This is a genomic window from Haloterrigena sp. H1, assembly GCF_005938085.1.
Taxonomy (GTDB): domain Archaea; phylum Halobacteriota; class Halobacteria; order Halobacteriales; family Natrialbaceae; genus Natrinema.
The window spans coordinates 1979954-2004995 of record NZ_SMZK01000001.1; the positions used below are offsets into that span (position 1 = coordinate 1979954).

Consider the following 25042-nt stretch of genomic DNA (forward strand, 5'->3'; position numbering starts at 1 on the left):
AAGCTGCTCAAGCGCAACCGGCGTTCACCCGTCTTCGAAGAGCCCGTCGTCAACTACCTCGGTCCCGAAGTATACTGAACGGTACGCGTTGTCGGTCGTCGGTCGCTCGGGCACATCGTCGTCCATATACAGTAGAACTGCGATCCGAACGGTCCCGTCGTCCGTCTCGGGTGTGAGTTCCCGATCAGCGTACGTGGTCGTGCCATCTTCGACCGCGTAGTCAATCCGCTGTAACTCCGTGCGCTCAACCACCTCTCCGCCCTCGAGGCGCTGTTCCTGAACGACGGCCGTATATTCCATGCCCTGACCTTCCTGGTTTTCGACAGCGACGACGAGAGGAACTGAGTCACCGGCATCGATTTCTGAGGGATAGCCCGACGCGACGAGTTCACCAGTCTCGTCTTCGGTCAGGAGTTGCAGGCTTGTGTATTGCTCGCCGTCCTGTGGAGCGACGAGCGCATAGCCAACCGTCGTCATCGCAAGTACCATACTGCAGACGAGGGCAACGTTGACAACGACGTGAAACGACGACGTTGCGTCGAAGATTGCCACGCGAGCGGCCTCGAATCGGCGACCGAAGTCGATCTGATAGCGGTCGGCTGGGGGAACGGAAAGTCGGCGAGCGGTCGCAAGGCTGACGCCGATCAGGGCGAAGCACGCAACAGTACCCACGACGACCGGGCCGGTAAACGCCCATGGGGTGAGCGCGATGACGAGCCCGAGAATCGGCAGAAGGGCAAAACTGAGTCCGAACGAGAGTGCCACACGCTCGACATCGGTCAGGGCCTGCGTTTGCTGAATGAACTGCCGATCATCGGCCTGTGGCTGCTGAGCGGGAGCTGCTCGCGGAAAGAGCGCCGAAACGGTCACGTAGCCTGGCACGAGAAACAAGAGCGGAAACCCGACCGCTGCCCGTGCCACCGTTGATGAAACATTTATACTCACTAAAAGTACGGTCGCGACAGTGGTGAATCCAGCAACACCGATCAGGTCAGTCGGTGCCGCTGCGGCGAGGCGCTTGCTTCGCCGACGCAGGGTCGAGACGGGCTGAAACGGTAGGCCTTTCATTGTACTTGGCAGTTATCGGTCGCTCGCCTCCCCTAGCCATTGTTACTTGTTGGATAACGAATCCACACGTCCACGTATCACCTCTATTATCAATAGCGACAGCGGCGTAGGCAGATGCATGTGGCCATGGGAGCACGCGATTTTTGCATACGTCGTCTATTCGTTGGTCTGTCATACGTACTATCGGACCGCGCCTGGCGAGTATGAAACGGCGTTCGTCCTGCTCGCCTCCGTCTTTCCTGACGTGATTGACAAAACGCTATCCTGGCAGTTCGACGTATTTCAATCCGGCTACGCGCTTGCCCATTCGGTATTCATCGCCATCCCGCTCGCGATCGTCTCGGGACTGGTCGCTCGACGATACGGACGAGCCAAACTCGGACTCGCGTTCGGAATCGGGTATCCGCTTCACCTCGTCGGTGACGTGATCCCGATCTACCTCTCGAGCGGCGAATGGACGATCCACCACCTCCTCTGGCCGGTTGTCGTCATCGAGGGTCGCAGCCACGGCGGTCTGCTCGAGGGAGTTCGTCACAACTTCGTCCCGTACCTCGAGAAGGTGGTCGCGCTCGAGCCGACGCCGTATCTGGTCTTGCAGCTCTGTCTCGGCCTCGCTGCACTCGTGCTCTGGACCGTCGATGGCTGGCCGGGCTATCGGCTCGTCGTTCGCTGGAACCGGCTGGTGCACGACCGGCTCAATTGAGGATTGCGGTGTAACGCGCCGACACCCACAAAGAAGGAGTTGGCTGCCGCTGCGAGTATCCACGGGTAAGAGTATCGTAACTCCGGCGACAGCGATCGCGGCTCCCACGAGCGAGTCGACCGATCAGAATCGAATACTGACGATAGTGGAAATAAGTTGCTTACAAAGTGCCTCTGTGGCGAGTCGGTTCCTATGGACTGCGCTGAGACAGGACACCCACGTCAGCCGATCAACGGCAGAGGATCGAACCCATGAGTATCGACGTTCGCGTCGCGACCGACGACGACTTAGAGCAGTGGAACGGATACGTCGAGCGGTCGCCACAGGGGACGTTGTGTCACGAACTCGAGGCGCTGCGGGTCCAGGCCGACCACGCCGGCGCGACGTTGCACCCGCTGATCGGGTTCAAAGGACAGGAGCCGGTCGGACTCTTTCCCGTCTTCGAGATCAGAAAGCAGTTCGTGACGACTGCGTTTTCGCCGCCACCGCATCTCCGCGTGCCGTATCTCGGGCCGGCGTTTCTGAACATGGGGAAGCTGAAGCAGCGAAAGCGCGAACGGCGGCGACAGCGGTTCATGGACGGCTGCTTCGAGTGGATCAGTGCCGAACTGAATCCGAAGTACAGCCACGTTCGAACCGCGACGGCCTTCGAGGACGCACGCCCGTTCAAGTGGCAGGAATACGACGTGAGCCCGGAGTACACCTACGTGGTCGACCTCACGAGAGACGAAGACGACCTGCTAATGGCCTTTAGCAGTGACGCGCGGAGCAACGTTCGGAACACCGACGACGACGCCTACGAGATCACGGTCGGCGGCCCCAAGGAACGCCGCCTGATCCACGAACAGGTCCAGAATCGCTACGAATCCCAGGGGATCAGCTTCGACGTGCCGGTCGAGTTCGTCCTCGACCTCGCCGATCGGTCGCCGAACGGCCACGTTCGACCGTACACGCTCCGCGTCGACGGCGAGTTCATCGGCGGCATCTTGGCCCTTGAGTACGGCGACACCACCGGCCGGTGGATGGGTGGCGTCCGGACCGACGCCGACATCGACGTCCCGACGAACGACCTCCTCGACTGGGCGATCATGAAAGACGGAATAGAGCGCGGCCTCAAGGCGTACGATCTCGTCGGTGCCGATACGCGTCGGATCAACCGATACAAGGCGAAATTCAACCCCGAACTGCGGACGTACTACAGCCTCGAGGCAGGCACGTGGGGGATGCAAACGATCGCATCGCTGTACGATAGCGTCAAATGAGCTTCGGGCTGGAATCGGAGACGGACGAACGCGGGCCTGCCAGTACACGGTCGTTACTTCGGATGAGAAACGTACGGTGGCGATCAGTTTGTGACTGCCGACTCAGGACGGATTCGAACACAGTATTTTATTATCGGTAATTAAATCCATAACAAAGGGTCGCCGAAGTAGACAAGTCGACAATGGACGACGGATCTTCCCTTCAGACGCTCCTTGTCGGCATCGATGCTGCCTGTGATCGGGTACTGGCACCGCTGTTCGAAGACAACGAGATACCCACCCTCGAGTCGATCTACCGAACCGGAACGAGCGGAACCCTCGAATCCCAGATTCCGCCGTGGACGGCCTCGGCATGGCCGTCGCTCTACACGGGGATGAACCCGGGCAAACACGGCGTCTACGGCTTTCTCTCGTTCGAGGGCTACGATTGGGACGTCGTCAACGCGACCGACGTTCGCGAGCGAGCGCTCTGGGAACTGCTCGATCGCCATGGCGTGACGAGCGTGGTGGTCAACGTCCCGGTCACGTATCCGCCACGGGCGTTTGACGGGGCACTGATTCCGGGGTACACCGCGCCGGAGGATCCAGACTGCCATCCCGAGGGCGTGCTCGAGGACGTCCGGGAGGCGATTGGTGAGTATCGCGTCTATCCTGACGACACTGCCGATCTCAGCACTAGATATAGTGACTGCGTGCGCATGCGAGGCGAAGCGTTTCGCTATCTCGCCGACCGATACGATCCCGAGTTCGGTTTCGTCGAGTTCCAGGCGACCGATTCGGTGTTTCACAAGCGGCCCGAGGACGACGCAGCGATCAGCGCCATCTACCGCGAGGTCGATCGACAGCTCCACGAGATTCTCGAGGCCCACGAGCCGACGAACGTGATCATCGCCAGCGATCACGGGATGGGACCGTACGACGGCTACGAGTTTCGGATCAATGAACACCTCCGCGACGCGGGGTTCGTCGAGACCGAACACGGCGGGACGGGAATGCCCACGTGGGCGACCGTTCGCGACGACAATCTCAAGAAAGGGGACGACGCCACGAGCTACGAGCCCGGCGTCGCCGAACAGGCAATGGCAGCCGTCGCGGGCGTTGGCCTCACGAGCCAGCGACTCGGTGCCGTCCTCGAGCGACTCCGGCTCGACGACCTCGTCGCAGCGTACGCCCCAGCCGGGCTCGTCAGCGCAGGGGCAACCCAGGTCGATTTCCGTGCGTCGAGTGCGTACGTTCGCTCGCGAATCGAACTCGGAGTTCGGCTCAATCTCGAGGGTCGCGAGCCCGACGGCGTCGTCCCGCCCGAGGAGTACGAGGACGTCCGAGAACGGATCATCGACGCCTTGCGAACGGTCACGACGCCCGATGGCGAGCGTGTGTTCGAAGCGGTTGAGCGCAGGGAGGAATACTTCCACGGCCCCGAAAGCGACCACGCCGTGGATATCGTGACCGTCCCCGCGGACTTCGAGCACTTCATCTCGGCGACGCTGCGAGACGAGCAGTTCGGTCCGCCGAGCGAACTCTGGAACCACAAGCTCGAGGGAACGGTCGCGGCCTCCGGCGACGATATCGATCATACCGCCGGTGTCGATGACGCTCACCTCTTCGACATCGCACCGACCGTCCTCTCGACGCTCGGCGTGCCGGTCGACGAGCGGATGGACGGCGAGACGCTCCCATGTGTCGAGTCGACCGGAACGCGCCAGTATCCACGGCTCGAGGGGGATCGCTCGGTCGACACGGCCGACGAGGGTGTGGAAAAACGACTCGCGGATCTCGGCTATCTCGAGTGAGGGCCGAAAACGGTGGCAGGCTGTGGCGGACTATAGCGCTATCTGTCGGAGCGAACGAGCTGCAAGCCGGCTTTCGCCGTTCGCCACGCCGGGTACATCGTCCTGTAGACGCTGTTCGGGGTGTTTCTCGCACCGACCCAGAAGAGCCGATGGGTCAGCGGCGGCTCGGACGACGAGACCAACTCGTCTAAATCGACGGTTTCGAGCCACTCGAAGAACGTTCGCTCGGCCGGCGATGTCGGCTCTGTTTCGCGTGCGCGCTCGCGGATGTCGGCCCACATGTGCCGTTCGTCCTGGCCGAGCACCCAGTCGCCGCGCTCGAGCGAGCGCCGGAGGTCGTGGTAGTCTGCGTCCGCGAAGGGATAGCCGTGGGCCGGCGGCTCGAGCCCCGAAAGCCGGAGCCCAACGGCAGTACGATAGCACTTCTCGCACTCGCCGCAGTTGCCGTCCATTCGGTCGTTGCAGGTCTGCAACTGGAGCCCCGGATCTTCGTTACGGACGTAGTCAGCAATGACGTCGAGGCGTTCCTGGCGGGTGAGTTCGTAGGCGTCGTGGTGACACTGCGTGCCGGTCCAGCGGACGTGTTCGTCGATATCGGGGCGCGAACCCCACTCGAGGTCGATGCCGTCCCAGTGGGTCGCGGCGACGTAGAGATCGGTCATCCCGCGTGCGTAGGCCATCGGTGCACAGAGGCCCAAGAGTCCGAGGCCGTGGCCGACGGAGCTGTACCAGCCGCCGTCGACGTAGCGTTTGTAGTGGGCCAACAGCATTGGATGATCGAGAAACGAGAGCATGTTCGACTCGACGAACGCGGTCTCACAATCGTGATCGGCGGCGAACCGCGAGACGCGCTCGCGGAGTGCATTCCACTTCTCGTCGTCGGCTGCGTCCGGCGTGATCGTCCAGCCCCGAACGCTGATCAGCGTCGGCGACTCGTCGCGATGACGGACGTACGAACACGTCGAATCTACGCCGCCGGTAAACAACAGGCCGCTCTCGTCGCCCGGTTCAGGGTCGGGATCGATCGTTCGCCGCGCATAGAGCGTCCCGCCCTCGAGGAAGTCGTACATCTCACACAGCGACGCTTGCACGTCCTCGAGCGCCCGGGCGAACGTCGCGTCGACCTCGTCGACGTAGACGTCGGCCCCGTTGGCCCACGCGACCGGACAGACCTGTGCGAGCACCGGAATCGCGAGGACGCCCTCGGGGACGTCTTCGATCGGCACGTCGTAGCTGGTTCGAAACGGTTCGTCGGTGAAAAACCGCTCGAGGTCGGCCGAACTACGGACCGAACACTCGAGGCGGCCGTCGTGGACTGAAATTCCGTCAATGATGATCGATGACATAGGACGTGGTCGGATCGTCCAGACTGGATCACGACCGGCTACAAAAACCATCAGAACCGTTGAACGGCCGCGCGCCGAGGCGGCGCGCTGTAGGCAGGTGTCCCCTATCGACAGGGACAGCATATCTCGACGCGTGCGCGTGCCGTGACAGTCTGTCACACCGTTGTGCGAGCAACGACAACGGCTGTGTTCGCAGGTATGATCCCTATAACAATCCACGGCAGCGGCGACGACTGGGCCAATACATGCGTCTCGAGAGTGGTCCGGCCGCGCCGGGTGACAGCCCATGAGACGATCGACGATCGATGTGACGGTCGCGGTCGGCTTTCTCGCGGTTGCGATCGGGCTCCTCGTGGCGAGAGCGAATCCCGCGACCGCCTACGAGCCGTCGGTCTACGTGGGAACCCCGACGATCACATGGGCCGGGTTCGCGTTGGCGCTCGCGATCGCCGTCGGAACGACGCTGGTCTGTCGCGGTCGCCAGCAGGGCGTCGGGATCGGCCTCGGCACGCTGACGGTCACAGCGATCGTGAGTCTGCCGCTGGTCCGGAACTACCGCTTCGCCGGAATGGGCGATGCGCTCACGCATTTGGGGCTGACACGGGACATCGTCACTGGCGCAACCCAACCACACGAGCTCTTCTATCCCGGATTGCACGCGATCGCGGCGGTATTTCACTACCTCGCTGGGGTCCCGATCGAGCGTGGCCTCCTGATCGGCATGGTCGTCCTGTTCGTCCCCTTCGTCGTCTTCGTCCCGCTGGTCGTCCGCGGGATGGGCGCCAGTGGGGTCGCGGTCGGCCTCGCGGCGATCGTCTCCTGGATGGTGTTGCCGGTCAACAACATCGCGACCCACATGGCCGTCCACACCAACTCGAACGCGTTGTTTCTCGTTCCGGCCGTTCTCTTCGCGATCGTCGCCTACCTCCGACGACGCGCGACGGTCGAACGACTCCCCCTCGATGTGTCGCCGTTTAGCGTCCTCATCCTTCTCACTGGGTTCGTGCTCCTGGTGGTCCACCCCCAGCAGATGGTCAACGTCGTCGTCTTCATCGGTGCGGTCAGCGGTGTCCAGTATCTCGCTCGGCGACGCTTCGACGACCATCCGATGCTCGAGCATCCGACGACCTACGCCCATACGATCGCGCTGGGTGCCCTCTTTGGTCTCTGGGCGCTCGGCAACGAGCGGTTCAGGCAGGCTGTCGCCGGACTCGTCACCGGACTCCTCTCACAGGACATCGGCGGGAGTTCGACCGTCAATCAGCGCGGGACGTCGTTGACCGAAATCGGCGGGAGCCTCACCGAACTGTTCGTGAAGATGTTCCTCGATATGGCTATCATCGCCCTCGTCGTCGGCGTCTTTATCTTGCTCGTCTGGCTCCGTCGGACGAGCCTCGACGACGAACCCAGATCGTTCGTCAACTACGTCTCGCTCGCGCTGTTCCCGCTGACGGGCATGTTTTTCGTCTACTTCCTCGGGACGCCGACGATGGCGTTCCGGCAGATCGGCTTTATTTACGTTTTCCTGACGATCCTGGCCGGGATCGCCTTCGCGCGGCTCGTCGGCGGTCTCTCGAGTACGATCACGAGGCCGGGTGCGAACGCGGTCGTCGCGCTGGTCCTCAGTGCCTGTCTCGTCCTCGGGCTATTGACGGTGTTTACGTCGCCGCTGATCTACAATCCCAGCCAGCACGTGACCGACGAGATGATGAGCGGCTATGAGGACGCGTTGGACCACGGAAACGAGAGCGTCCCCTACGCTGGAATGGGCTACGACCCGTACCGGTACGCACACGGGCTCAACGGGGTCGCCGGCGGGACCAATACTGTCGGCGGCGCGTCGGCTGCCACCGGAACCGTCAACGCCAGCCTGTTCTCGGCGGGCAACTACACCGGTGCCTACCCCTCCGACGAGTACTACTTCGTCTACACGGAGTGGGACCGGACCAAAGAGATCGACATCTACAGAGAACTCAACTACGACCGCGCTGCACTCGAGGGACTCGACACCGAGCCGGACGCGAACAAGGTCATCTCGAACGACGAGTTCACGATGTACACGGTCAACGGGACGCCGACCAACAGCACACCGGCCACCGCCACTGCATGACATCCTCCCCGGCGTTCACGCCGGGGTTTCCTCTCGCTGGGAGTCTCGGCTACGCCGAGTCCACGGAGGCAACTTGCGGGTTCGTGTGCTCCTCGTTGGGACGGAGAGAGCGTGGTGACTCCAGCCAGTCGTGGCTGTCCCACTTGAGGCACACGGGCCGTGCCATCGGCCGTGCTACGTCTTCGTGCCGTTTCAGGAACGTCTCGCTTGCGCCGAGGTCCGCGTGGCCTTCGAAGCCGCAACGACAGGTGAGCGTGTCTTGATGCCGCGTTGTGTCCGTGATTGAGCCGCAGTTCGGACACATCTGCGAGCTCCACGCTTCCGTGCGGACTTCGACGGTTATGCCGAACTCCTCGGCGGTATCGGCGAGCCGTCCGACGAATCGCCGGAACGCCCAGAAGTTGTGCAACTTGGCGTTCGTCCGAACAGACCAGTGCGTCTCGAGTACGTCGGTAAGATCGCCGACATACACCGTGGAGACGCCTTGGTCGTACAGACGTTCGATCAGATCCCGGCAGAGCGCATCCTGTGCATGGTCGCGTCGTCGGGTCCGTCGCCGGTACAGCGAGTCGATTTGAGTCGAACGGTACCGCCCTTCGCGGAGTTTTGACTGAAGATCGGCAATTCGTTGCGTGGTGTCGCGGAACCGTTCGAACAGTTCGCGCCCTTCGTACAGGTACTGCTCGCCGGTTGAAACCGTACAGGCGACGATATTGTTCGCACCGATGTCCAGAGCGGCGGTTTCGTCCGCCAGTGGTTGTGCCAGTCGAGAATTGTCGATTGTGACTGGCTGAAAGGCTCTGAACGTCTCGCTCACATCGTCGTAATGCAGTTCCAATCGGCCCTGTTTGTCGTACTCCTTCCAGTTGGGTTTGCCCCGAACTTCGAGCCGGAGACGCTCTCCGTATCCAAGACCGTATTCCTCTTTCAGGTCTTGGCCGACAAGAATCTCGAGCCGAGAGTGTTGGCCCCATTCGACCGAGTACGACGTGTTTCGGATGGACGTCCGCAGTTCGCGACCCTTGTCTTGGTTGCCCCAGAAGCCGGGCTTGCCGTTGGCTTCTCCCTTCTCTTGGAGTTCGAAGAACGAGCGCCACGCTTCGCGGTTCTTGCGTTCGATCTGCTGAACGGTTGACGCGCCGAGCGTACCGCCGTACCGTCCGCGGTACTCGTCGATCTCCCAAACGTCGCCGTCCGGATCTTCGAAGTTGGTTCGGCGCTGATAATTGATCTCGTTCCAGAGAGCGGCTGAAGCGTCCAAGTGCCGTCGAAGCAACTCCTCGTCCGCGTCGGACTGGGAAACTACTTCGAACTCGTTGGTGCGCTTCATCGCTACTTCTGTGCACGAGTATAACTAACATAAATATACGAATTCTCGTAGATACTGTGTCGAACTACGTGAACATCGAAGTCCCCGACGACGAACAGTATGAGCGCATCAAACGCGTGAAAAACGAACACGGTCTGACGTGGCGCGGGATGTTGATCCACGCCGCCGACGACTTGGAGACTCCGGCCGGGGAGTAACCGGTGGTTCGCGTCGTCGAGTGACGCGATTCACGCCCGCCGTAAACGGCTGGACTCTCTCGCTGTTTTAGGTAGGCTCGCCGTCAGCACCGATGTCGGCATACGTGCCGGCTCAAGCAGGCGACCGTCACACACTAGGTCGATTCGATGTAGAAAGTCCCAATTGAGACCTGGGAAATACGTTGCTTCTCGCGTGAAACGACGCCGATCGCTGTGTAACAGTCTATCAACCGCTTGCCGAATTCGACCGTGAGAGCGCCTTTGTCCCGGGTATTTTCGTATTTACCGAGGAACGTTCCGATTTCGCCGCTGTGTTCGGCCGATATTTCGTTCGTAACTTCGAGAACGAACCATACTGAATTGTGTAATATTATCCATCGATTTGAATAGAGTCTGAAAATCTTGGCGATAGCAGCAAGAAAAAGTTTATGAGCGTAAGGTGGTGTTACGGAATTGTATGGCGCAGAATCCCCGTACGTCCGAAACGGAATCTACTCCGACTACAGGCCGTAACTCCGGATTAACCCGCCGCAACTACGTTCGCTCGCTCGCTGCAGTGGCGACGGCGACGACCGCGATCGGTGGGGCCGGCTCCGCTGCGGCCAAGGACGACTACGAGGTCATCAAAGCCCAGGGACAGACGATCACCATCGACGCGGGTGAGACCTGGGAGAACAAGCTCATCGACATGACGACCGGCCAGGACATCGTCATCACCGCCCACAGCAGTGACTGGACGGTCCGAAACATCGGATTCAAGGGCGAGAACACCTCTGGAACCGGCTCTGCCACCTTCGGCATCTCCGACACCGCCGGTGGTACCTGTACCGTCGAGAACGTCTACCTCGGCGACGGTGCGAGCACGGGCAACGGTAACCCCAACGGACACGGCCAGACTGCCTTCTGGGCTGCCCCCGACCACTCCGGCCACATCGACTTCAAGAACGTCAACATTCAGGGCTTCGCGGACAACGCGATCTACGGCTCCGCGCCCGGAACCAAAGGCGGCGGGACGATCCACATCGACAGCAGTTTCGCCGCGAACTGTTATGTCTCGCACTTCCGACTGGCCACCGAAGGCAGCAAGGTCACGAACTCGAGCGTCTACGTCGACTCCAGCGAGGGCTACGTCGGCCGCGGGATCTGGGCGTGGGCACCCGGGACGATCGAGGTCGAGAACTGCCAGCTCGAGATGAACGGCCAGAACAACGCCATCGTCGCCGGTGCAAACGGCAACCCGACCGAAGTCGTCGTCAAGAAATCCGACTACGACAAGACGGCGGGCATCGCCGAACACGCCGGCTCGAACGTCAAACTCGGTAAGAAGGTCGGAACCAGCCCCAAGGCTGTCATTCCGGACGGCGTCCCGACCTCCCCCGAAGAAGCGGCGTCCGGCGCGTCGAACTGAAGCTACTTCTGAGTCGAGCTACCGCATGACTGTAGCCCCGCTGACGCACCGCTCTCCGTCGATCAATCCCCGCTGACGCGACTGTCCTCCCCAACGCGGATCACTCCCTCCCTTCCACGATCCGCGCTGGCACACCACGCTGTTTTCGTTTCCTCCCGGTTCCGGAACGCTCGTTCTCGTCCGAGCAGTGCGGACTCTCCCGCTCGAGCGGCTGTAAGTGAGCTGCCACGGGCTGGGTAATATCGTTTTACTCAGAACCAGTGCTCGAGGTCGGGCGAGTTTCGGCGCTGCTACGCGGTAATACAGTATTACCATCAAGGAGAGTGGAATATGACGCGAATTCAAATTTCGTCGCATTCACCCACACAATCATTTATGAATTCTACAGATTATAGATACAGTCTGTAAATTTTAGGCTCTAGAATTGGGAAAGTTTATCTGGGTAGTCTCATATTACCCGATTGCATGGCACGCGACCTTTCGGAACTGGATGACGAGTCGTCGGTCTCTCGTGACGAAGAGACGATCGACGACAGCGGTAATGATGGATTACTCCACCGGCGATCGTATCTGAAGTTGGCCGGCGCGACGACAGCCGCCGCAACGCTGACAGGAACTGCGAGTGCGGCAACCGACGACTACGAGGTCATCGAGGCCCAGGGACAGACGGTCCGGATCGGCCGGGGTGACACCTTCGAGAACAAACTGATCGACTTCACCACCGGTGAGAGTTTTCTGCTCTACGTCGAGGGCGCGAACTCGGTGATTCGAAACATCGGGTTCAAAGGACTCTATCGGGGTGCGTCGTTCATCATCTCGATCAAAGCCGGACAGGGCGACATCCTCTTTGAGAACATCTATCTCGGAGACGGCGCGACGAAAGAAGGTGAAAATTTCGTACACGGCCCCGGTGCCGTGTTCATGCACCGCGGCAGCGAGGCGGACCTCACCTTCCGTCACTGCAACGTGCAAGGGTTCCCGAACAACGGTTTTTACTGTTCGAACACGCCCTACGGCGGCAGCGTTCGCTTCGAGAGCTGTTTCGGTAAGAACAACGGCGTCACCACCTTCCGATGTGGCAGCGACGACGACGAGATCGTCAACTGCGTCGCCTACAACGACAACACCGACTACGGACGCGGCTATGGTGGCTACACCGAGACCAACGGCCGGCCCGTCTGGGTCTGGAACGGCGGCACCGTGACGATCCGCGACTCGCACTTCGCCGACGGCCCCTACCCTTACGCGCTCGTGGCCGGCGCGAACGGCTCCCCCGGCAGCGTCGACTTCCAGAGCGGCGGCTATCGCGGCACGATCCAGCGCGCGAGCGGCTCGACAGTCTCGGTCGGCAGCGATGTCTCTCGAAACCCCGACCTCTCGATTCCCGACGGCGTCCCGACGTCGGCCGAGGAAGCCGCATCTGGATCCGGAAGTACGGGCTCGAGTAGTTCCGGTAGCACGGATACGAGTGACGAACCGGACCTGCCGAACCTGCTACTCGTCGACGGCAGTCCATCGGACGCGACGCGATACGAGTTCACCGTCGGCGGCGAGGTCGAACACTCCAACTACGAGGGCGCGTCGATCGACGACGGGGACTCCATCGATGGCTCGACCGTGCAGGGCACCGTCGCCGACTGGAAAGACGCCTTCCGCTATTCGGGCGACCTCGAGGGGCTTACCGTCGACGGGCCCGGCTCGGTGCTGGTCAACGGCGAGGAAGTCGACCCCGCCGACTACGGCAAAGAGCTCCCCCACGTCCTCGAGGTTGCAGGTCGCGGGACGCCGACGAGCTACGAGATCACGGTCGACGGCACGATCGAACTCGCATCGACGGACGAGCCGGCAACGGAGGCGACGACGATTTCGGGCTCGACCGTCCAGAGTTCGCTCACCGACGAAACCCAGACCTTCCGATTTTCGGGGACGTTGACGGACATTACGTTCACCGACGGCGAAGCTACCGTCACGCTCGACAGCGAGCAAATCGATCCGAGCGAGTACGGCGACACCGAACTGCCGCCCCACGCGCTCGTGATCGACGGCGTCGATACAGACGGACCGAGTACGTACGCCCTCGAGATCGACGGCACGGTCGTCAAATCGACCTATCAGAACGCCTCGATGGACGATAGTGACGTCATCGACGGGACGACCGTTCGCGGCGGTGTCGGCAACTGGATCGACGCCTACTGGTTCGACGGCGACGTCACCGACTTCCGGCTTCACGGCGAGGCGAGCGTCGATGTTCAGTACAACGCGCGAAATCAGTAACGAGCTGTAAAATAGCACACTGCTATCTCGGCAGCGCGTTCCTCCTAGCGAATTCTGTCAAAAGGCCCCCGCGCCGAGAACAGCTGCTGGCACGCGACTGTTCCGGTACTGGATGACGGTCGTCGGGAGCCATTCGAACGTACGGAACGGGGTGGTAAAAAGCCTTCTTCGAAGACGGAACATCTCGGACTGGATAGCGACACGACTTGGCCCTCTCCGAAAAAGGGGTGACGCTCGTTTGGCCTACACCCGAACGCATCCTCAGGCGAGATCTGTGCTGAAGAGCAACGAACGGATCGCATCGACGCTCAATCGATACGGGAGAGCTTTCCGTCGACATCGCGCTCCTGGTGACGGTTTTGGACGACGTGTACGGCCGAGAGACAGAGGAACGCAGCGACGACGATACTTGCGATGATGACTACCGGAATCGCCGATAGCAACGGGGCTCCGAGAAGGGTAGCTCCCAGCAGGGAGGCGCCGGCGACGCTGAGCCCGGCGTACCATCGGTCCCATCGATCCTGATGGTGGGACTCCGTATCGAGGTACATCATCAGCAGATCGGCGTTGTCCGCAAGGGAGATGAGCCCACGGTCCTGATCGTATTCGACGATCCCGGCATCGTCCATCTTCGGGAGATGTGTCTGATAGAGAGCGACGTAGACCCGCTTGCGCTGGTCGGAGTTGAGCGCGTTCACGCTGGTATCGTTCTCCCAGGCAGCGATCTGCTCTGCGAGTTCACCGAGCGTAACTGTTTCATCGGCTTCGAGCAGGTATGCGAGCACTTCCCGACGACGCCGATTCTTTAAGAGTTCGAAAATGACGTCCTTCGAGAGTCGTTCGTCCTCGTCGGCGGCGACCGACGTAATTTCATCAGGCAGCGACCGGTCGATCGACGACATTATTCTGACCACCCACCCGTAGCGACCCCATTCACGCTTGCTATCGCCTGTCGTCGGTGGCCAAAGTCACTGAAGTCTTGGCTTAGCGGCGACCGTTGTACGTTCAAACGACGAGTCGAACTCACGATTGACACACCAGGTTGTACACCAACAGAGATGCTCTTAAGGACAGCCACGTTTCGCACCGGCTGCAAAGCAGGTACGAAACGACTTCGTGACCGGCACACAGCGGTGGCTTCCGGTCGCCACGGCGATCGGGTATGCTCGTCCGACCGACCGGACAGTATCAGCCGGTTGTGCGTACGTATCCACGGCGTACGGTCGATTCGACCGAAACGAGATCGAGCGCCGGCACGAACCCGACCGACTGTCTGACAACACGGCACCAATACAGACCGTTCGACGCAACGAACATAAACTCGCGTGACAGTTCGTATCCGAAAGACGTGTTTACCGTGTCAATTCGACGTACCGACATCCGTGTTTCATGTGACAGACGCCTATTAATCCACCAGCGTGAGTGAGCCGGCCGGCGGTCGGTTCGTTCGGACACGACCACTGAGAGACGAGTTGTGCACCATCGGTGTCACTCTCCGCGAGCGAGTCGCGATTTCGTCGTTCGTCCCACTCCTTTTATTCGTTTAGGAATGAACCCAAAGTAAATCGGTGTTTCCCGCGAAACCATGGTAACCCCTTACAATGACTGCACGGCTTCGGTCGGGTACTGATGACGCGGTCTATTATCGAACACGCCAGCAACGAATCGCAGTCGGAGGCGGTCGAGGTCGACCGCTGTCCTGATTGCGAGACCGAGACGATCGTCCACGATCCGGACCGCGGCGAGCGGGTCTGTGAGGAATGTGGCCTCGTCCTTACGGAGGATCCCATCGATTACGGCCCGGAATGGCGGGCATTCAACGCACAGGAACACGACGACCTCTCGCGGGTCGGCGCACCGTTGACCCAGTCGATGCACGACCGGGGACTGACCACGACCATCGACTGGCGCAACAAGGACGCAAACGGCCACTCGATGTCCGCGGACAAACACGGCCAGCTCCATCGGCTGCGCGTCTGGCAGGAACGAATCCGAACCAAAAACGCGGGCGAACGCAACCTCAAATACGCCCTCTCCGAGATCGACCGGATGGTAAGCGCGTTAGGCGTCCCCAAGCCAGTCAAGGAGACGGCAAGCGTCATCTATAGACAGGCACTCGAGCAAGACCTCATCCGCGGACGCTCGATCGAGGGCGTCGCGACCAGCGCCCTCTACACGGCATGCCGTAAGGAGGGAATTCCCCGCAGCCTCGAGGAAGTAACGTCTGTTTCACGCGTCGATCAGCGCGAGATCGGCCGCACCTATCGGTACATCGCGGACGAATTAGACATCAACCTAGAGCCGACGAATCCCCGGCAGTTCGTCCCGCGGTTTTGCTCCGAACTCGACGTCGGCAAGGACGTCGAGACCAAAGCCATCGAGATCATCGATCGGACGACCGAACAGGGCCTCCACTCGGGCAAGTCACCGACCGGCTTCGCCGCCGCGGCTATCTACGCCGCCGGCCTGCTCTGTGACGAGACGATCCCGCAGCGAGCGGTCGCCGAGACCGCCCAGACGACCGTCGTCACCGTCCGCAACCGGTATCGGGAACAACTCGAGGCGATCGACCAACAGCCGGCTACATGACCGAGCGGTCATCCGCCTCGTAAATCTCCTCGTCGAGCAGGGCGTGGAGGTTGCTGTAGGGAACGAACGCGAGGAAGTTGTCGTCGGCGTCGTACAACTCGAGTCCGTCATCGGTGTGATCGTAGCGCTCGCAGACGATCTGTCCTTCGGGGAGGATCGCGTGGTACATGTGATCTTGTAACGCTGGCAAGTCAAATATAGCTGTTCTCGCTCGAAAGAGCCGACCCGTACTCGAGCCACGAGCGAAATGGGTTTACCCCCACCACCGCTACGACCCGGCAGTGACTGACGAACGTTCTTCGGCGGCTTCCGACGAGCAGCGAAGCGACGCCCACGATCCGGCTGGGGACGCGACGGCCGACGCCAGCGCGAAGCCCGACGAGAACGAGGCAGGTGACGCGTTCACTATCGCCGACTTCCACGACGCCAGCCAGCAGGCCGGTCGACCGGTACTCACTGCCGCAGCCGTCTCCCGTGCGCTCGAGATTCCCCACGAAGAGGCGAGCGATCGACTCGAGACCCTCGCCGAGTCGGGCGCTCTCGAGCGACTGTCCGTGTCCACGGACCCCGTTGTCTGGTATCCCAGCGAACTCGAGGACCTGACCGACCGCGAGCGCGTCGTCGTCTTTCCGAAGCGCCGCGAGATCATCGTCGACCGGCCCGACCAGTTTACGCGCGCGCAACTCTCCCAGTTCGCCCACCTCGCGGATGCCAACGGCGAGGACGGCTATCGCTACGTCGTCCGGCCGGAAGACGTCTGGAGCACGCCCCACGACAGTTTCGAGGACCTGGCCCGGACGATGCGTCAGGCGCTGGGTCAGCGTTCGGAGAACCTTGAGGAGTGGGTCGAAAGCCAGTGGGACCGCGCTCACCAGTTCCGGCTCGTGACCCACGAGGAGGGATACACCGTGCTCGAGGCCCAGACGCCCGAGATCATGGGCAACGTCGCCCGCCAGAAACTCGACGAGGAACACGTCCACGCGCCGATCTCCGAAACCGAAGACTGGGTCCGCGAGGGCTCGGAGGCCGCCATCAAGCGCATTCTGTACGAGGCCGGCTATCCGGTGCAGGATCATCGCGAGCTCGCCTCCGGCGAGGAGCTACCGATCGAACTGGGGGTTCAACTACGCGACTACCAGCAGACCTGGGTCGATCGATTCGCCGAGGCCGGCGAGGGCGTCTTCGTCGGCCCGCCGGGCAGCGGGAAGACAGTGGCCGCGATGGGGGCGATGGCTCACGTCGAGGGCGAGACTCTGGTCTTGGTGCCGAGTCGCGACCTCGCCCAGCAGTGGGCCGACGCGATCGTCGAGTACACGTCGCTCGAGGCCCACCAGATCGGCCAGTACCACGGCGGCCGTAAAGAAGTGCGCCCGGTGACGATCGCGACCTACCAGATCGCGGGGATGGATCGCCACCGGTCGCTCTTTGACGACCGCGAGTGGGGACTGGTGGTCTTCGACGAGTGCCAGCACGTCCCCTCGGACGTCTACCGGCGGAGCACGCACCTACAGTCGAAGCATCGGCTCGGATTGTCGGCGTCGCCAATACGGGAAGACGACCGCCAGACCGAGATCTTCACGCTCGTCGGCCCGCCGATCGGCACCGACTGGGAGGCGCTGTTCGAGGCCGGCTTCGTCGCCGAACCCGAACTCGAGATCCGCTACGTGCCGTGGGGCGACGACGAACAGGCCAACGCCTACGGCTCGGCCGACGGCCGCGAGAAGTACCGCATCGCGGCGAAGAATCGGGGGAAGATCGACGAGGTACGATACCTGCTGTCGGCCCACCCCGACGCGAAGGCCATCGTCTTCGTCGACTATCTCGAGCAGGGCCGGGACCTCTCCGAGGCGCTCGAGACGCCCTTCCTCAGCGGCGAGACGCCCCATCACGAGCGCCGGCGGCTGCTCGAAGAGTTCCGGCGGAACGAGCGCGATCTGCTGATCATCTCGCGGGTCGGCGACGAGGGGATCGACCTGCCGACAGCTGATCTGGCGATCGTCGCCTCCGGGCTGGGTGGCTCGCGCCGGCAGGGCACCCAGCGGGCGGGCCGGACGATGCGGCCGGCCGGCGGTGCGCTCGTCTACGTCCTCGCGACGCGGGGAACTCGCGAAGAGGATTTCGCGCGAAAACAGCTCCAGCACCTCGGTCGCAAGGGGATGACGATTCGCGAGCAGACAGTCGAGCGGGACGCTGAGACCGATACGAGCAACTGAACGTCGCTGCATCCCGATCGCGCGACGACCCTCGCTCGAGCAGCCCAGTCAAGAGGATGTCATTGGCCCGCATACATGACAGTGTTTCTGAAAGATTATACCAGTCCAAACACGATCTGATACTATGCCGTCGTTAGACGGTCTCAAGGCATGGTTTGACTACGAACTCCTCATCGTAGCACTTGCTCTCACCGTCATCGTTTCTGTCTGGGTGCGAACCCAAATCGCGGATTGTCTGGCGAGTCTCCCCCTTACGAGTCCGAGATTTGCGCTCACTGTCACAGCGATCGGCCTTGGGACGATTCTGTTGCTGATCGTACTGGCTGGCCGATATAACTGATCAGGAACGTCCGGCAAGATACCGCCACACCCGAGGCCAATCTTCAAGGTCACGTGTTCGGACAGTACAGATATCATGACGGAATCGTGCGTTTGCGGAGTGATCGACCGGTGAGCGACGAAGCCAGGCAGCGACAGATCCGCGTCGGCGAAACGGCAGACGGTGCCGATCTCAAACTGCCCGTCATCGAAGTCCTCACCGGACGCGGGTTCGCGACCGGGAAAAGCGGCTCCGGGAAGTCGAACACTGCGTCCGTCATCGCCGAGGAGCTGCTCGAGGCCGGCTATCCCCTCCTGATCGTCGACACGGACGGGGAGTACTACGGGCTCAAAGAGGAGTACGAAATGCTCCACGCCGGTGCCGACGAGGAGTGTGACATCCAAATCGGCCCGGAACACGCCGAACAGATGGCCACGATCGCACTCGAGGAGAACGTCCCCGTCATCCTCGACGTCTCGGGGTATCTCGACGAGGACGTGGCCGACGAACTGCTCCGGGAAGTCGCCCGACACCTGTTCGTCAAGGAGAAGAAACTCAAAAAGCCGTTCCTGCTGGTCGTCGAGGAGGTCCACGAGTACATCCCGGAGGGCGGTGGCGTCGGCGAGACGGGCAATCTGCTGATCAAGATCAGCAAACGCGGCCGCAAACACGGCCTTGGGATTTTGGGAATCAGCCAGCGGCCAGCCGACGTCAAGAAAGACTTCATCACGCAGGCCAACTGGCTCGTCTGGCACCGGTTGACCTGGGACAACGACACGAAAGTCGTCGGTCGGATCATCGACACCGAGTACGCGGAACTCGTCTCGGAACTCGACGACGGACAGGCATTCGTCCAGACCGACTGGACCGAAACCGACGTGCGCAAGGTCCAGTTTCGTCGCAAGCGGACCTTCGACGCCGGCGCGACGCCGGGGCTCGACGACTTCGAGCGCCCCGAACTCAAGTCCGTCTCCGATGCGCTGGTCGGCGACCTCCAAGACATCTCCGAGCGCAAGGACCGCGAACAGGATCGAATCCAGGAACTCGAGGCCGAACTCGAGAAAAAGAAAACGCGCATCGAGACCTTAGAGGACGAACTCGCTTCGGCCAGAGATGTGTCGAGCGCGGCGAAGCAGATGGCTGACGCCTTGCAGAACACGGAAACGGTCCAGTCGCAACTTCCCGGCGGCGGCGAAGATTTGCGCCGACTCCACGAGGAGATCGCCGATCTCGAGGCCGAACGCGACGAGCTCCGGGAGCGACTCGAGGCACGCGACGATCGGATCGAGACGCTCGAGGACGAACTGCATCGCCTGCAGGAGGAAAACGAGCAGTTACGGGAGGCTGTCAGCGAGCACGAGTCCACAGCCGAAACCGATGAGGAAACCACGATCCTGCAGGCCGGCGGTGACGACGTCGAGTTCGGGTACACGCCGGTCGACTGGGACGCGGCAACCGCCAATGCCGAATCGAACGACGGCGAACCCACGTCGACAGCCAATGAGACGACACATGCCACCACCGACGCCGGACGTGATCTCGCGACGGTACTCGAGTCCACGGCCGTCGGCGACCGCGTCGAGCGCGCGTGCGAGGGCTCGCAGTGTTCGCTCGAGACGGCACGCGAGGTGCTTGCCGCCCTCGATGAGCGTGGGTCGCTCGCGGCAGCGACCCTCACAGCGGAAGTCGAGCGGTCGAGGGTCGCGGTTCAGGGTCTCCTCTCGGAGTTGCGGACGGAAGGTGTTCTCGAGCGGACGGCCGACCGGCGGTACGCGTTGAGCGACGACGTTCGTGCGGAACTGTCGCCATCGGCTACCACCGAATAGGGAGGGGACGCGACGGCCGAATGCACAGCAGTTCGAGGGCCAGCTCACCGCTGAAGCCGATCGGCAGCCGCTTCGATCGCCGCCGGCTCGATCCCCTGGTGGACCGGCAGCGTGACGACCTCCTGTGAGAGGCGCGTCGCCGTGTCGTAGTCGTCGGCTTCGAACACGGACTGGCGGAGTATCGGCCAGGTATGCGCACCCACGACGCCACAGTCGTGAAGCGCCGTGAGAAACGCGTCCGGATCGCGCGCCCGGACGGGAAACTCGTATGGGCTGATACCCTCCGGCAGCCGCTCGTAGAACATCGTAATGTCCTCGCGGTCGGCCAACACCTGCTGCCACGTCCGGTAGTTCTCTCGGCGGGCAGTTCGGATCGCATCCGGATCGGCGGCGTCGGTGACCATCGCTGTGAGCTTCGACATCGAGGCTTTGGTGGCCTCGTATCGGGCACCCGGGTCCACGGACGACGGATCGTCGGCCCCGTCGAGCATCGACTCGATCGACTGATAGAGCGGGCCGAGGGCGGTTTCGGCGGCCGAGGTCGTGACAAACCGGCAGTCGGCGGCCGCGATCCGATCTGCGCTGCCGGCCAGCGGCGACGGAGCGTACTGCGTTTTGACCTCGTCGGCAACACGGTAGAGCACCGCCCCGTCGGGGACCGGTAGCAGTTTTCGCAACGTCGTGAACCCGAGATCGCCGTGAGTGCCGAGCAGCGTTCCGTCCGCGACGCTGATCGGGCCGTGTGCGTTGTCGTCGATGTGGTAACAGCCGTACTCGTCGGTCAGCGACATGAGCTGCTCGAGGCCGGGCTGGGGAAACCCGAAGTAGTTGACCGACATGACGGCGACGGTGTCGTCGTCGATCCGAGCCTCGAGATCGGCGAAATCCGGCGCAAGCGTTTCCTCGATGGCGTAGAATCGGGGCTCGAGCCCGAGCTCGCGGAACGGTTCGACGACGGCCGGCGAGAGGTAGGCGGGGACGAGAACGTTCTCGTCGGGCTCGACGAGGCCATCGAGGCCGTCGCGGAGCGCAACCTTGCCAGCACCGTAGTAGGTGTAGTCGATGTCGGGGGCGTGCCGGTCGACGAACGCGTCGATTCCTGCATCCCCCGACCGTGCGAGCGACGCGTCGAACACGGAGGGGGTGGCGCTGATCATCTGTCGAATCGGTGTCGACGAACACCGGTCGCGGTGTGCATCGACATAATACGGAACCACCTGCCACCTTAGTGATGGGGACGATACTTGCCGAAATCGGGCGACAATCGATCCTTACAGCCGCCGCGAGACGCGCCGTGGCGAGCGCTATTCCGACCGTACAGCCGGCCAGTACAAGGTTACAACCGTCCAGCAGTTGCATAACAAAGCCAAACCGACCACATACCACACCCATGGCAAGTTCGACGGACGGAGAAGACCTTCGTCTGCTCGTCGTGGGACTCGACGCCGGCTGTCGACCGATACTCGAGCCCCTATTCGAATCGGGTGAGGTGCCGACCATCGAGCGGCTGTTCGAAATGGGAGCTGCCGGGCCGCTCGAATCCCAGATCCCGCCGTGGACCGCAAGCGCGTGGCCGTCGCTCTACACCGGGAAGAACCCGGGCAAACACGGCGTCTACGATTTCCTGTCCTTCGACGGCTACGACTGGGACGTCGTCAACGCGACTCACGTCAGGGAACGGCCGGTCTGGGAGCTGTTGAGCGAGCACGGGTTTGCGAGCGTCGTCGTCAACATGCCCGTGACCCATCCCGCTCGAGCGTTCGACGGAGCCCTGATTCCGGGGCTGACTGCACCCGAGGACCCGGACTGTCACCCCGAGGGAATCCTCGAGGACGTCAAGCTGGCGTGTGGCGGCGACTACTGGATCTATCCGCAGAACAGCTCGGCTCCAGACCGGTCGATCGAGGGATACGAGCGAACGGTCGAACTCCGGGGCAAGGCGTTTCGGTATCTCTGCCGGCGGATCGAGCCGGATTTCGGCTTCCTCCAGTTCCAGCAGACCGACTCGGTGTTTCACGAGCGGCCGGGGGATAAGGAAGCGATCGAAGCCGTGTATCGGGCGGTCGACCGCCAGCTCGAGGAAACCATCGAGCGGACGGACCCTGAGAACGTCCTGCTCGTCAGCGATCACGGCATGGGGAAGGTAACCGGCGACGAGTTCCGGGTCAACGAGTTCCTCCGGACGGAGGGCTACGTGAGCGCCCAGAGCGGGGGCGAAGGGATGCCCGACTGGTCGAAATCCTGGGAGAACGACTTGCTCGAGGGGTCGGACGCCAGCGACGACGGGCCGAGCACGCTCGAACGGGCGATGAACCTGGCCGCGAACGTCGGGATTACGACCCAGCGAGTCGCGAACACGCTCGAGGTCGTCGGACTGAAAGAACCGATCGGTAAGCGGGTACCAAACGACATGATCCGGGCGGCAAGCGAGCAGGTCGACTTCCCGAACTCCCGGGCGTACGTCCGCTCGAAGAGCGAACTCGGCGTCCGGATCAACCTCGAGGGTCGCGAGCCAAACGGGCAGGTGCCGGCTGAGGACTACGAGCGGGTCCGCGAGGAGCTCATCGACGAACTGTCGGCGGTTCGGACGCCCGACGGCGAGCCAATGTTCGATGCCGTCGAGCCACGGGAATCCTACTTCGAAGGGCCGTACCTCGAGAAGGCACCCGACATTCTGACGGTCCCGGCGGAGTTCGACAACGCGATCGCCGCGTCGCTGGGGAACGGCCAGTTCGGCGAGCCGATGGAATCGTGGAATCACAAACGAAACGGTGTCGTCGCAGCCGCCGGGTCGGCGTTCGACGAGTCCGCCACGCTTTCCGGGGCGACGATCTTCGATATCGCGCCGACGATCTGCTCGCTGTTCGACGTTCCGATCGACGCCGCGATGGACGGCGATCCACTGCCGGTCATCGAGGGGGGCACCGAGCAACCGTACCCGGCGTACGATCCCGAGCCGATCACGGCAACCGACGACGGGGCTGTCGAAGACCGACTCTCCGACCTGGGGTATCTATGAGCGTCGAAATCCGCACCCTCAATCCACACGCCGACGCCGAGGAGTGGAACCGGTACGTCGAACGCTCGGACGACTCGAACCCGTTCTTTCGGGCGGAAGCACTCCGGTTGCAGGCCATCGATACCGACACGACGGCGCACCTGCTCGCGGGCTTCAAAGGCCAGGAAGCAGTCGGGATCTTCCCCGTCTTCGAATACACCAAGGGGCCAGTGACCGGCGCGTTCTCCCCGGCACCTCACTCGTGGACGACGTATCTCGGCCCGGCCCTGCTGAACATCGACAAGCTCAAACAGCGCAAGGCCGACCGCCGGATCAAACGGTTCATCGACGGCTGTCTCGAGTGGCTCGAGACCGAACTCTCGCCGCTGTATAGCAAGTTCGTCACCGGCAAGCTCGACGACGTCCGTCCGTTCGTCTGGAACGACTACGACGTCAAGCCAAGCCACACGTACGTCGTCGACCTCGATGGCTCCGAAGAGGAGCTGCTAAATCGGTTCAGCAGCGACGCACGAAGCAATATTCGGAACGCCGACGAGGACAGCTACACCATCGAGGAGGGCGATACGGACGACGTCGAACGCATCGTCGAGAAGGTCCGCGAGCGCTACGAGAGTCAGGGCCAGCCGTTCCGACTGAGCGTCGACTTCGCCCGATCCGTCCACGAACAGCTTCCCGACGGCGCGATCCGGCCCTACGTCTGTCGCGTCGGCGGCGAGTTCCTCGGGGGGATTCTCGTCGTCGAATCGGACCGGACGCGGTATCGATGGCAGGGTGGCGTCAAACCGGACGCTGACGTCGATATCGCGGTCAACGATCTGCTCGACTGGCACGTCATGCGCGATGGCCTCCACGCGGGAATCGAAGCGTACGACCTCGTCGGTGCCGGCGTCCCGAACATCAATCGATACAAGGCGAAATTCAACCCGCGGCTCGAGACCCATTACGAGATCACGTCGGGCGCGTTCGGGATCGATCTGCTGGTCGATCAGTATCAGAAACACCGGTAGCGGCACCGTCGCGCCCTGTCTGGCGCGTCGTATTGGTTGGCAGTCACTCGTCGATTCGGTACTTCGACTGTCGCGCGTCCGCGAGACAGGCGCGACTCGTCACGACACCATGGTCCTCGAGTCGTCCCAGTGCGTACCGGACGGTTCGGGGACAGAGCCGCGATTCGGCGGCGAGCTCTTCCTGTGTCAGTGGGGCCTCGTACTCGAGGACCTTGTAGACCAGTTTCGCACTCGGTGGCAGATCGGTGTCGATCGCCGGTTCGTCGCACTCGTCGCGTTGATCGTCGGCTTCGACGGGCTCCTCGGAGTTCGGGTCGGTCGCGCTCATAGATATCGATCAGTGTGCGCCACGTCCGGTGACCGGTTCGGCTGGCGGGTGATGAGCGGATCAGAATACATTTTCGTTCGCGTGTATCTGCGTGTGTCACATATACGGCACCGACAGTTCAACGAGACAGGCAGCAGCTAACGGGTGTGAACGCGAGCGCTCCAGCGATCGCCGCCATTTCGAGACCTTCTGAAACGAACCGGAAAACGCCACCACGCGACCCGGTCGAGGCCGCGAGGCCAGTAATCCG

The 25042-nt window shown here is 62.2% G+C and carries 19 protein-coding genes; 12 read left to right on the forward strand and 7 right to left on the reverse strand.

Annotation, left to right across the window (positions count from 1 at the left end):
* Positions 1 to 24 precede the first annotated feature (24 nt).
* Complete coding sequence (locus tag E2L06_RS09950) at positions 25 to 1068, reverse strand: DUF1616 domain-containing protein (RefSeq protein ID WP_138781016.1); 1044 nt, start codon at positions 1066 to 1068, stop codon at positions 25 to 27.
* A gap of 118 nt (positions 1069 to 1186) precedes the next feature.
* Between E2L06_RS09950 and E2L06_RS09955 the strand changes: the two genes are divergently transcribed.
* The 3 genes from E2L06_RS09955 (at position 1187) to E2L06_RS09965 (ending at position 4826) form a co-directional block, all read left to right on the forward strand.
* Positions 1187 to 1771 (forward strand): metal-dependent hydrolase, encoded by a 585-nt coding sequence (locus E2L06_RS09955; RefSeq protein ID WP_138781018.1) that lies wholly within the window; start codon positions 1187 to 1189, stop codon positions 1769 to 1771.
* A 251-nt stretch (positions 1772 to 2022) separates the two neighbouring features.
* Positions 2023 to 3033, forward strand: coding sequence for a GNAT family N-acetyltransferase (locus tag E2L06_RS09960; RefSeq protein WP_138781020.1), 1011 nt, complete (start codon positions 2023 to 2025; stop codon positions 3031 to 3033).
* 182 nt (positions 3034 to 3215) lie between these two features.
* Complete coding sequence (locus E2L06_RS09965) at positions 3216 to 4826, forward strand: alkaline phosphatase family protein (RefSeq protein ID WP_138781022.1); 1611 nt, start codon at positions 3216 to 3218, stop codon at positions 4824 to 4826.
* Between the two features lie 38 nt (positions 4827 to 4864).
* On the opposite strand, the gene E2L06_RS09970 is transcribed toward E2L06_RS09965, so the two are convergent.
* Complete coding sequence (locus E2L06_RS09970) at positions 4865 to 6172, reverse strand: hypothetical protein (RefSeq protein ID WP_138781024.1); 1308 nt, start codon at positions 6170 to 6172, stop codon at positions 4865 to 4867.
* Positions 6173 to 6458: 286 nt separating this feature from the next.
* On the opposite strand from E2L06_RS09970, the gene E2L06_RS09975 reads away from it, so the two are divergent.
* Positions 6459 to 8282, forward strand: a complete 1824-nt coding sequence (locus tag E2L06_RS09975; protein ID WP_138781026.1) for a hypothetical protein — start codon at positions 6459 to 6461, stop codon at positions 8280 to 8282.
* Between the two features lie 49 nt (positions 8283 to 8331).
* Here the strand turns inward: E2L06_RS09975 and E2L06_RS09980 are convergent, their stop codons facing one another.
* Positions 8332 to 9612, reverse strand: coding sequence for an RNA-guided endonuclease TnpB family protein (locus E2L06_RS09980; protein ID WP_138781028.1), 1281 nt, complete (start codon positions 9610 to 9612; stop codon positions 8332 to 8334).
* 56 nt (positions 9613 to 9668) lie between these two features.
* On the opposite strand from E2L06_RS09980, the gene E2L06_RS21855 reads away from it, so the two are divergent.
* The 3 genes from E2L06_RS21855 to E2L06_RS09990 all read left to right on the forward strand — a co-directional run bounded on the left by E2L06_RS21855 (position 9669) and on the right by E2L06_RS09990 (position 13491).
* A complete protein-coding gene (locus E2L06_RS21855; RefSeq protein WP_171052331.1) occupies positions 9669 to 9809 on the forward strand; it encodes a hypothetical protein in 141 nt (46 codons plus the stop codon).
* Between the two features lie 457 nt (positions 9810 to 10266).
* Positions 10267 to 11217 (forward strand): hypothetical protein, encoded by a 951-nt coding sequence (locus E2L06_RS09985; RefSeq protein WP_138781030.1) that lies wholly within the window; start codon positions 10267 to 10269, stop codon positions 11215 to 11217.
* 465 nt (positions 11218 to 11682) lie between these two features.
* Positions 11683 to 13491 carry a hypothetical protein gene (locus tag E2L06_RS09990; protein ID WP_171052339.1) on the forward strand — a complete coding sequence of 603 codons (1809 nt, stop codon included), beginning with the start codon at positions 11683 to 11685 and terminating at the stop codon, positions 13489 to 13491.
* Positions 13492 to 13799: 308 nt separating this feature from the next.
* Here E2L06_RS09990 and E2L06_RS09995 read toward each other — a convergent pair whose 3' ends face one another.
* On the reverse strand, positions 13800 to 14393 hold the full coding sequence (locus tag E2L06_RS09995) for an ArsR family transcriptional regulator (RefSeq protein ID WP_138781032.1): 594 nt from the start codon (positions 14391 to 14393) through the stop codon (positions 13800 to 13802).
* A gap of 727 nt (positions 14394 to 15120) precedes the next feature.
* Here E2L06_RS09995 and E2L06_RS10000 point away from each other — a divergent pair.
* Positions 15121 to 16080: a transcription initiation factor IIB family protein gene (locus E2L06_RS10000; RefSeq protein WP_138781034.1), complete on the forward strand. Its 960-nt coding sequence runs from the start codon at positions 15121 to 15123 to the stop codon at positions 16078 to 16080.
* Here the strand turns inward: E2L06_RS10000 and E2L06_RS21860 are convergent.
* Positions 16073 to 16249 (reverse strand): hypothetical protein, encoded by a 177-nt coding sequence (locus E2L06_RS21860; RefSeq protein ID WP_008011899.1) that lies wholly within the window; start codon positions 16247 to 16249, stop codon positions 16073 to 16075. The genes E2L06_RS10000 and E2L06_RS21860 overlap by 8 nt on opposite strands.
* A gap of 112 nt (positions 16250 to 16361) precedes the next feature.
* Between E2L06_RS21860 and E2L06_RS10005 the strand changes: the two genes are divergently transcribed.
* Together E2L06_RS10005 and E2L06_RS10015 are read left to right on the forward strand one after the other, a co-directional pair.
* A complete protein-coding gene (locus E2L06_RS10005; protein ID WP_138781036.1) occupies positions 16362 to 18293 on the forward strand; it encodes a DEAD/DEAH box helicase in 1932 nt (643 codons plus the stop codon).
* 450 nt (positions 18294 to 18743) lie between these two features.
* Positions 18744 to 20438 (forward strand): helicase HerA domain-containing protein, encoded by a 1695-nt coding sequence (locus E2L06_RS10015; protein WP_138781040.1) that lies wholly within the window; start codon positions 18744 to 18746, stop codon positions 20436 to 20438.
* Between the two features lie 44 nt (positions 20439 to 20482).
* Here the strand turns inward: E2L06_RS10015 and E2L06_RS10020 are convergent, their stop codons facing one another.
* The gene (locus tag E2L06_RS10020) at positions 20483 to 21595 is read right to left on the reverse strand and encodes a DegT/DnrJ/EryC1/StrS family aminotransferase (RefSeq protein WP_138781042.1); all 1113 of its coding nucleotides are present in this window, start codon (positions 21593 to 21595) and stop codon (positions 20483 to 20485) included.
* Between the two features lie 233 nt (positions 21596 to 21828).
* Here E2L06_RS10020 and E2L06_RS10025 point away from each other — a divergent pair, with 233 nt between their 5' ends.
* Positions 21829 to 23457 (forward strand): alkaline phosphatase family protein, encoded by a 1629-nt coding sequence (locus E2L06_RS10025; protein ID WP_138781044.1) that lies wholly within the window; start codon positions 21829 to 21831, stop codon positions 23455 to 23457.
* The gene (locus E2L06_RS10030) at positions 23454 to 24464 is read left to right on the forward strand and encodes a GNAT family N-acetyltransferase (protein WP_138781046.1); all 1011 of its coding nucleotides are present in this window, start codon (positions 23454 to 23456) and stop codon (positions 24462 to 24464) included. The genes E2L06_RS10025 and E2L06_RS10030 overlap by 4 nt, the downstream gene beginning before the upstream one ends.
* Before the next feature lie 43 nt (positions 24465 to 24507).
* Here E2L06_RS10030 and E2L06_RS10035 read toward each other — a convergent pair whose 3' ends face one another.
* Entirely contained in the window at positions 24508 to 24792 is a 285-nt protein-coding gene (locus E2L06_RS10035; protein WP_138781048.1) for a helix-turn-helix domain-containing protein, read from the reverse strand.
* Positions 24793 to 25042: the final 250 nt, after the last annotated feature.

Coding starts and splice junctions, on each gene's coding strand:
- E2L06_RS09950 (WP_138781016.1), bottom strand. CDS start 1,068: ATGAAAGGCCTACCGTTTCAGCCCGTCTCGACCCTGCGTCGGCGAAGC.
- E2L06_RS09955 (WP_138781018.1), top strand. CDS start 1,187: ATGTGGCCATGGGAGCACGCGATTTTTGCATACGTCGTCTATTCGTTG.
- E2L06_RS09960 (WP_138781020.1), top strand. CDS start 2,023: ATGAGTATCGACGTTCGCGTCGCGACCGACGACGACTTAGAGCAGTGG.
- E2L06_RS09965 (WP_138781022.1), top strand. CDS start 3,216: ATGGACGACGGATCTTCCCTTCAGACGCTCCTTGTCGGCATCGATGCT.
- E2L06_RS09970 (WP_138781024.1), bottom strand. CDS start 6,172: ATGTCATCGATCATCATTGACGGAATTTCAGTCCACGACGGCCGCCTC.
- E2L06_RS09975 (WP_138781026.1), top strand. CDS start 6,459: ATGAGACGATCGACGATCGATGTGACGGTCGCGGTCGGCTTTCTCGCG.
- E2L06_RS09980 (WP_138781028.1), bottom strand. CDS start 9,612: ATGAAGCGCACCAACGAGTTCGAAGTAGTTTCCCAGTCCGACGCGGAC.
- E2L06_RS09985 (WP_138781030.1), top strand. CDS start 10,267: ATGGCGCAGAATCCCCGTACGTCCGAAACGGAATCTACTCCGACTACA.
- E2L06_RS09990 (WP_171052339.1), top strand. CDS start 11,683: ATGGCACGCGACCTTTCGGAACTGGATGACGAGTCGTCGGTCTCTCGT.
- E2L06_RS09995 (WP_138781032.1), bottom strand. CDS start 14,393: ATGTCGTCGATCGACCGGTCGCTGCCTGATGAAATTACGTCGGTCGCC.
- E2L06_RS10000 (WP_138781034.1), top strand. CDS start 15,121: ATGACGCGGTCTATTATCGAACACGCCAGCAACGAATCGCAGTCGGAG.
- E2L06_RS21860 (WP_008011899.1), bottom strand. CDS start 16,249: ATGTACCACGCGATCCTCCCCGAAGGACAGATCGTCTGCGAGCGCTAC.
- E2L06_RS10020 (WP_138781042.1), bottom strand. CDS start 21,595: ATGATCAGCGCCACCCCCTCCGTGTTCGACGCGTCGCTCGCACGGTCG.
- E2L06_RS10025 (WP_138781044.1), top strand. CDS start 21,829: ATGGCAAGTTCGACGGACGGAGAAGACCTTCGTCTGCTCGTCGTGGGA.
- E2L06_RS10030 (WP_138781046.1), top strand. CDS start 23,454: ATGAGCGTCGAAATCCGCACCCTCAATCCACACGCCGACGCCGAGGAG.
- E2L06_RS10035 (WP_138781048.1), bottom strand. CDS start 24,792: ATGAGCGCGACCGACCCGAACTCCGAGGAGCCCGTCGAAGCCGACGAT.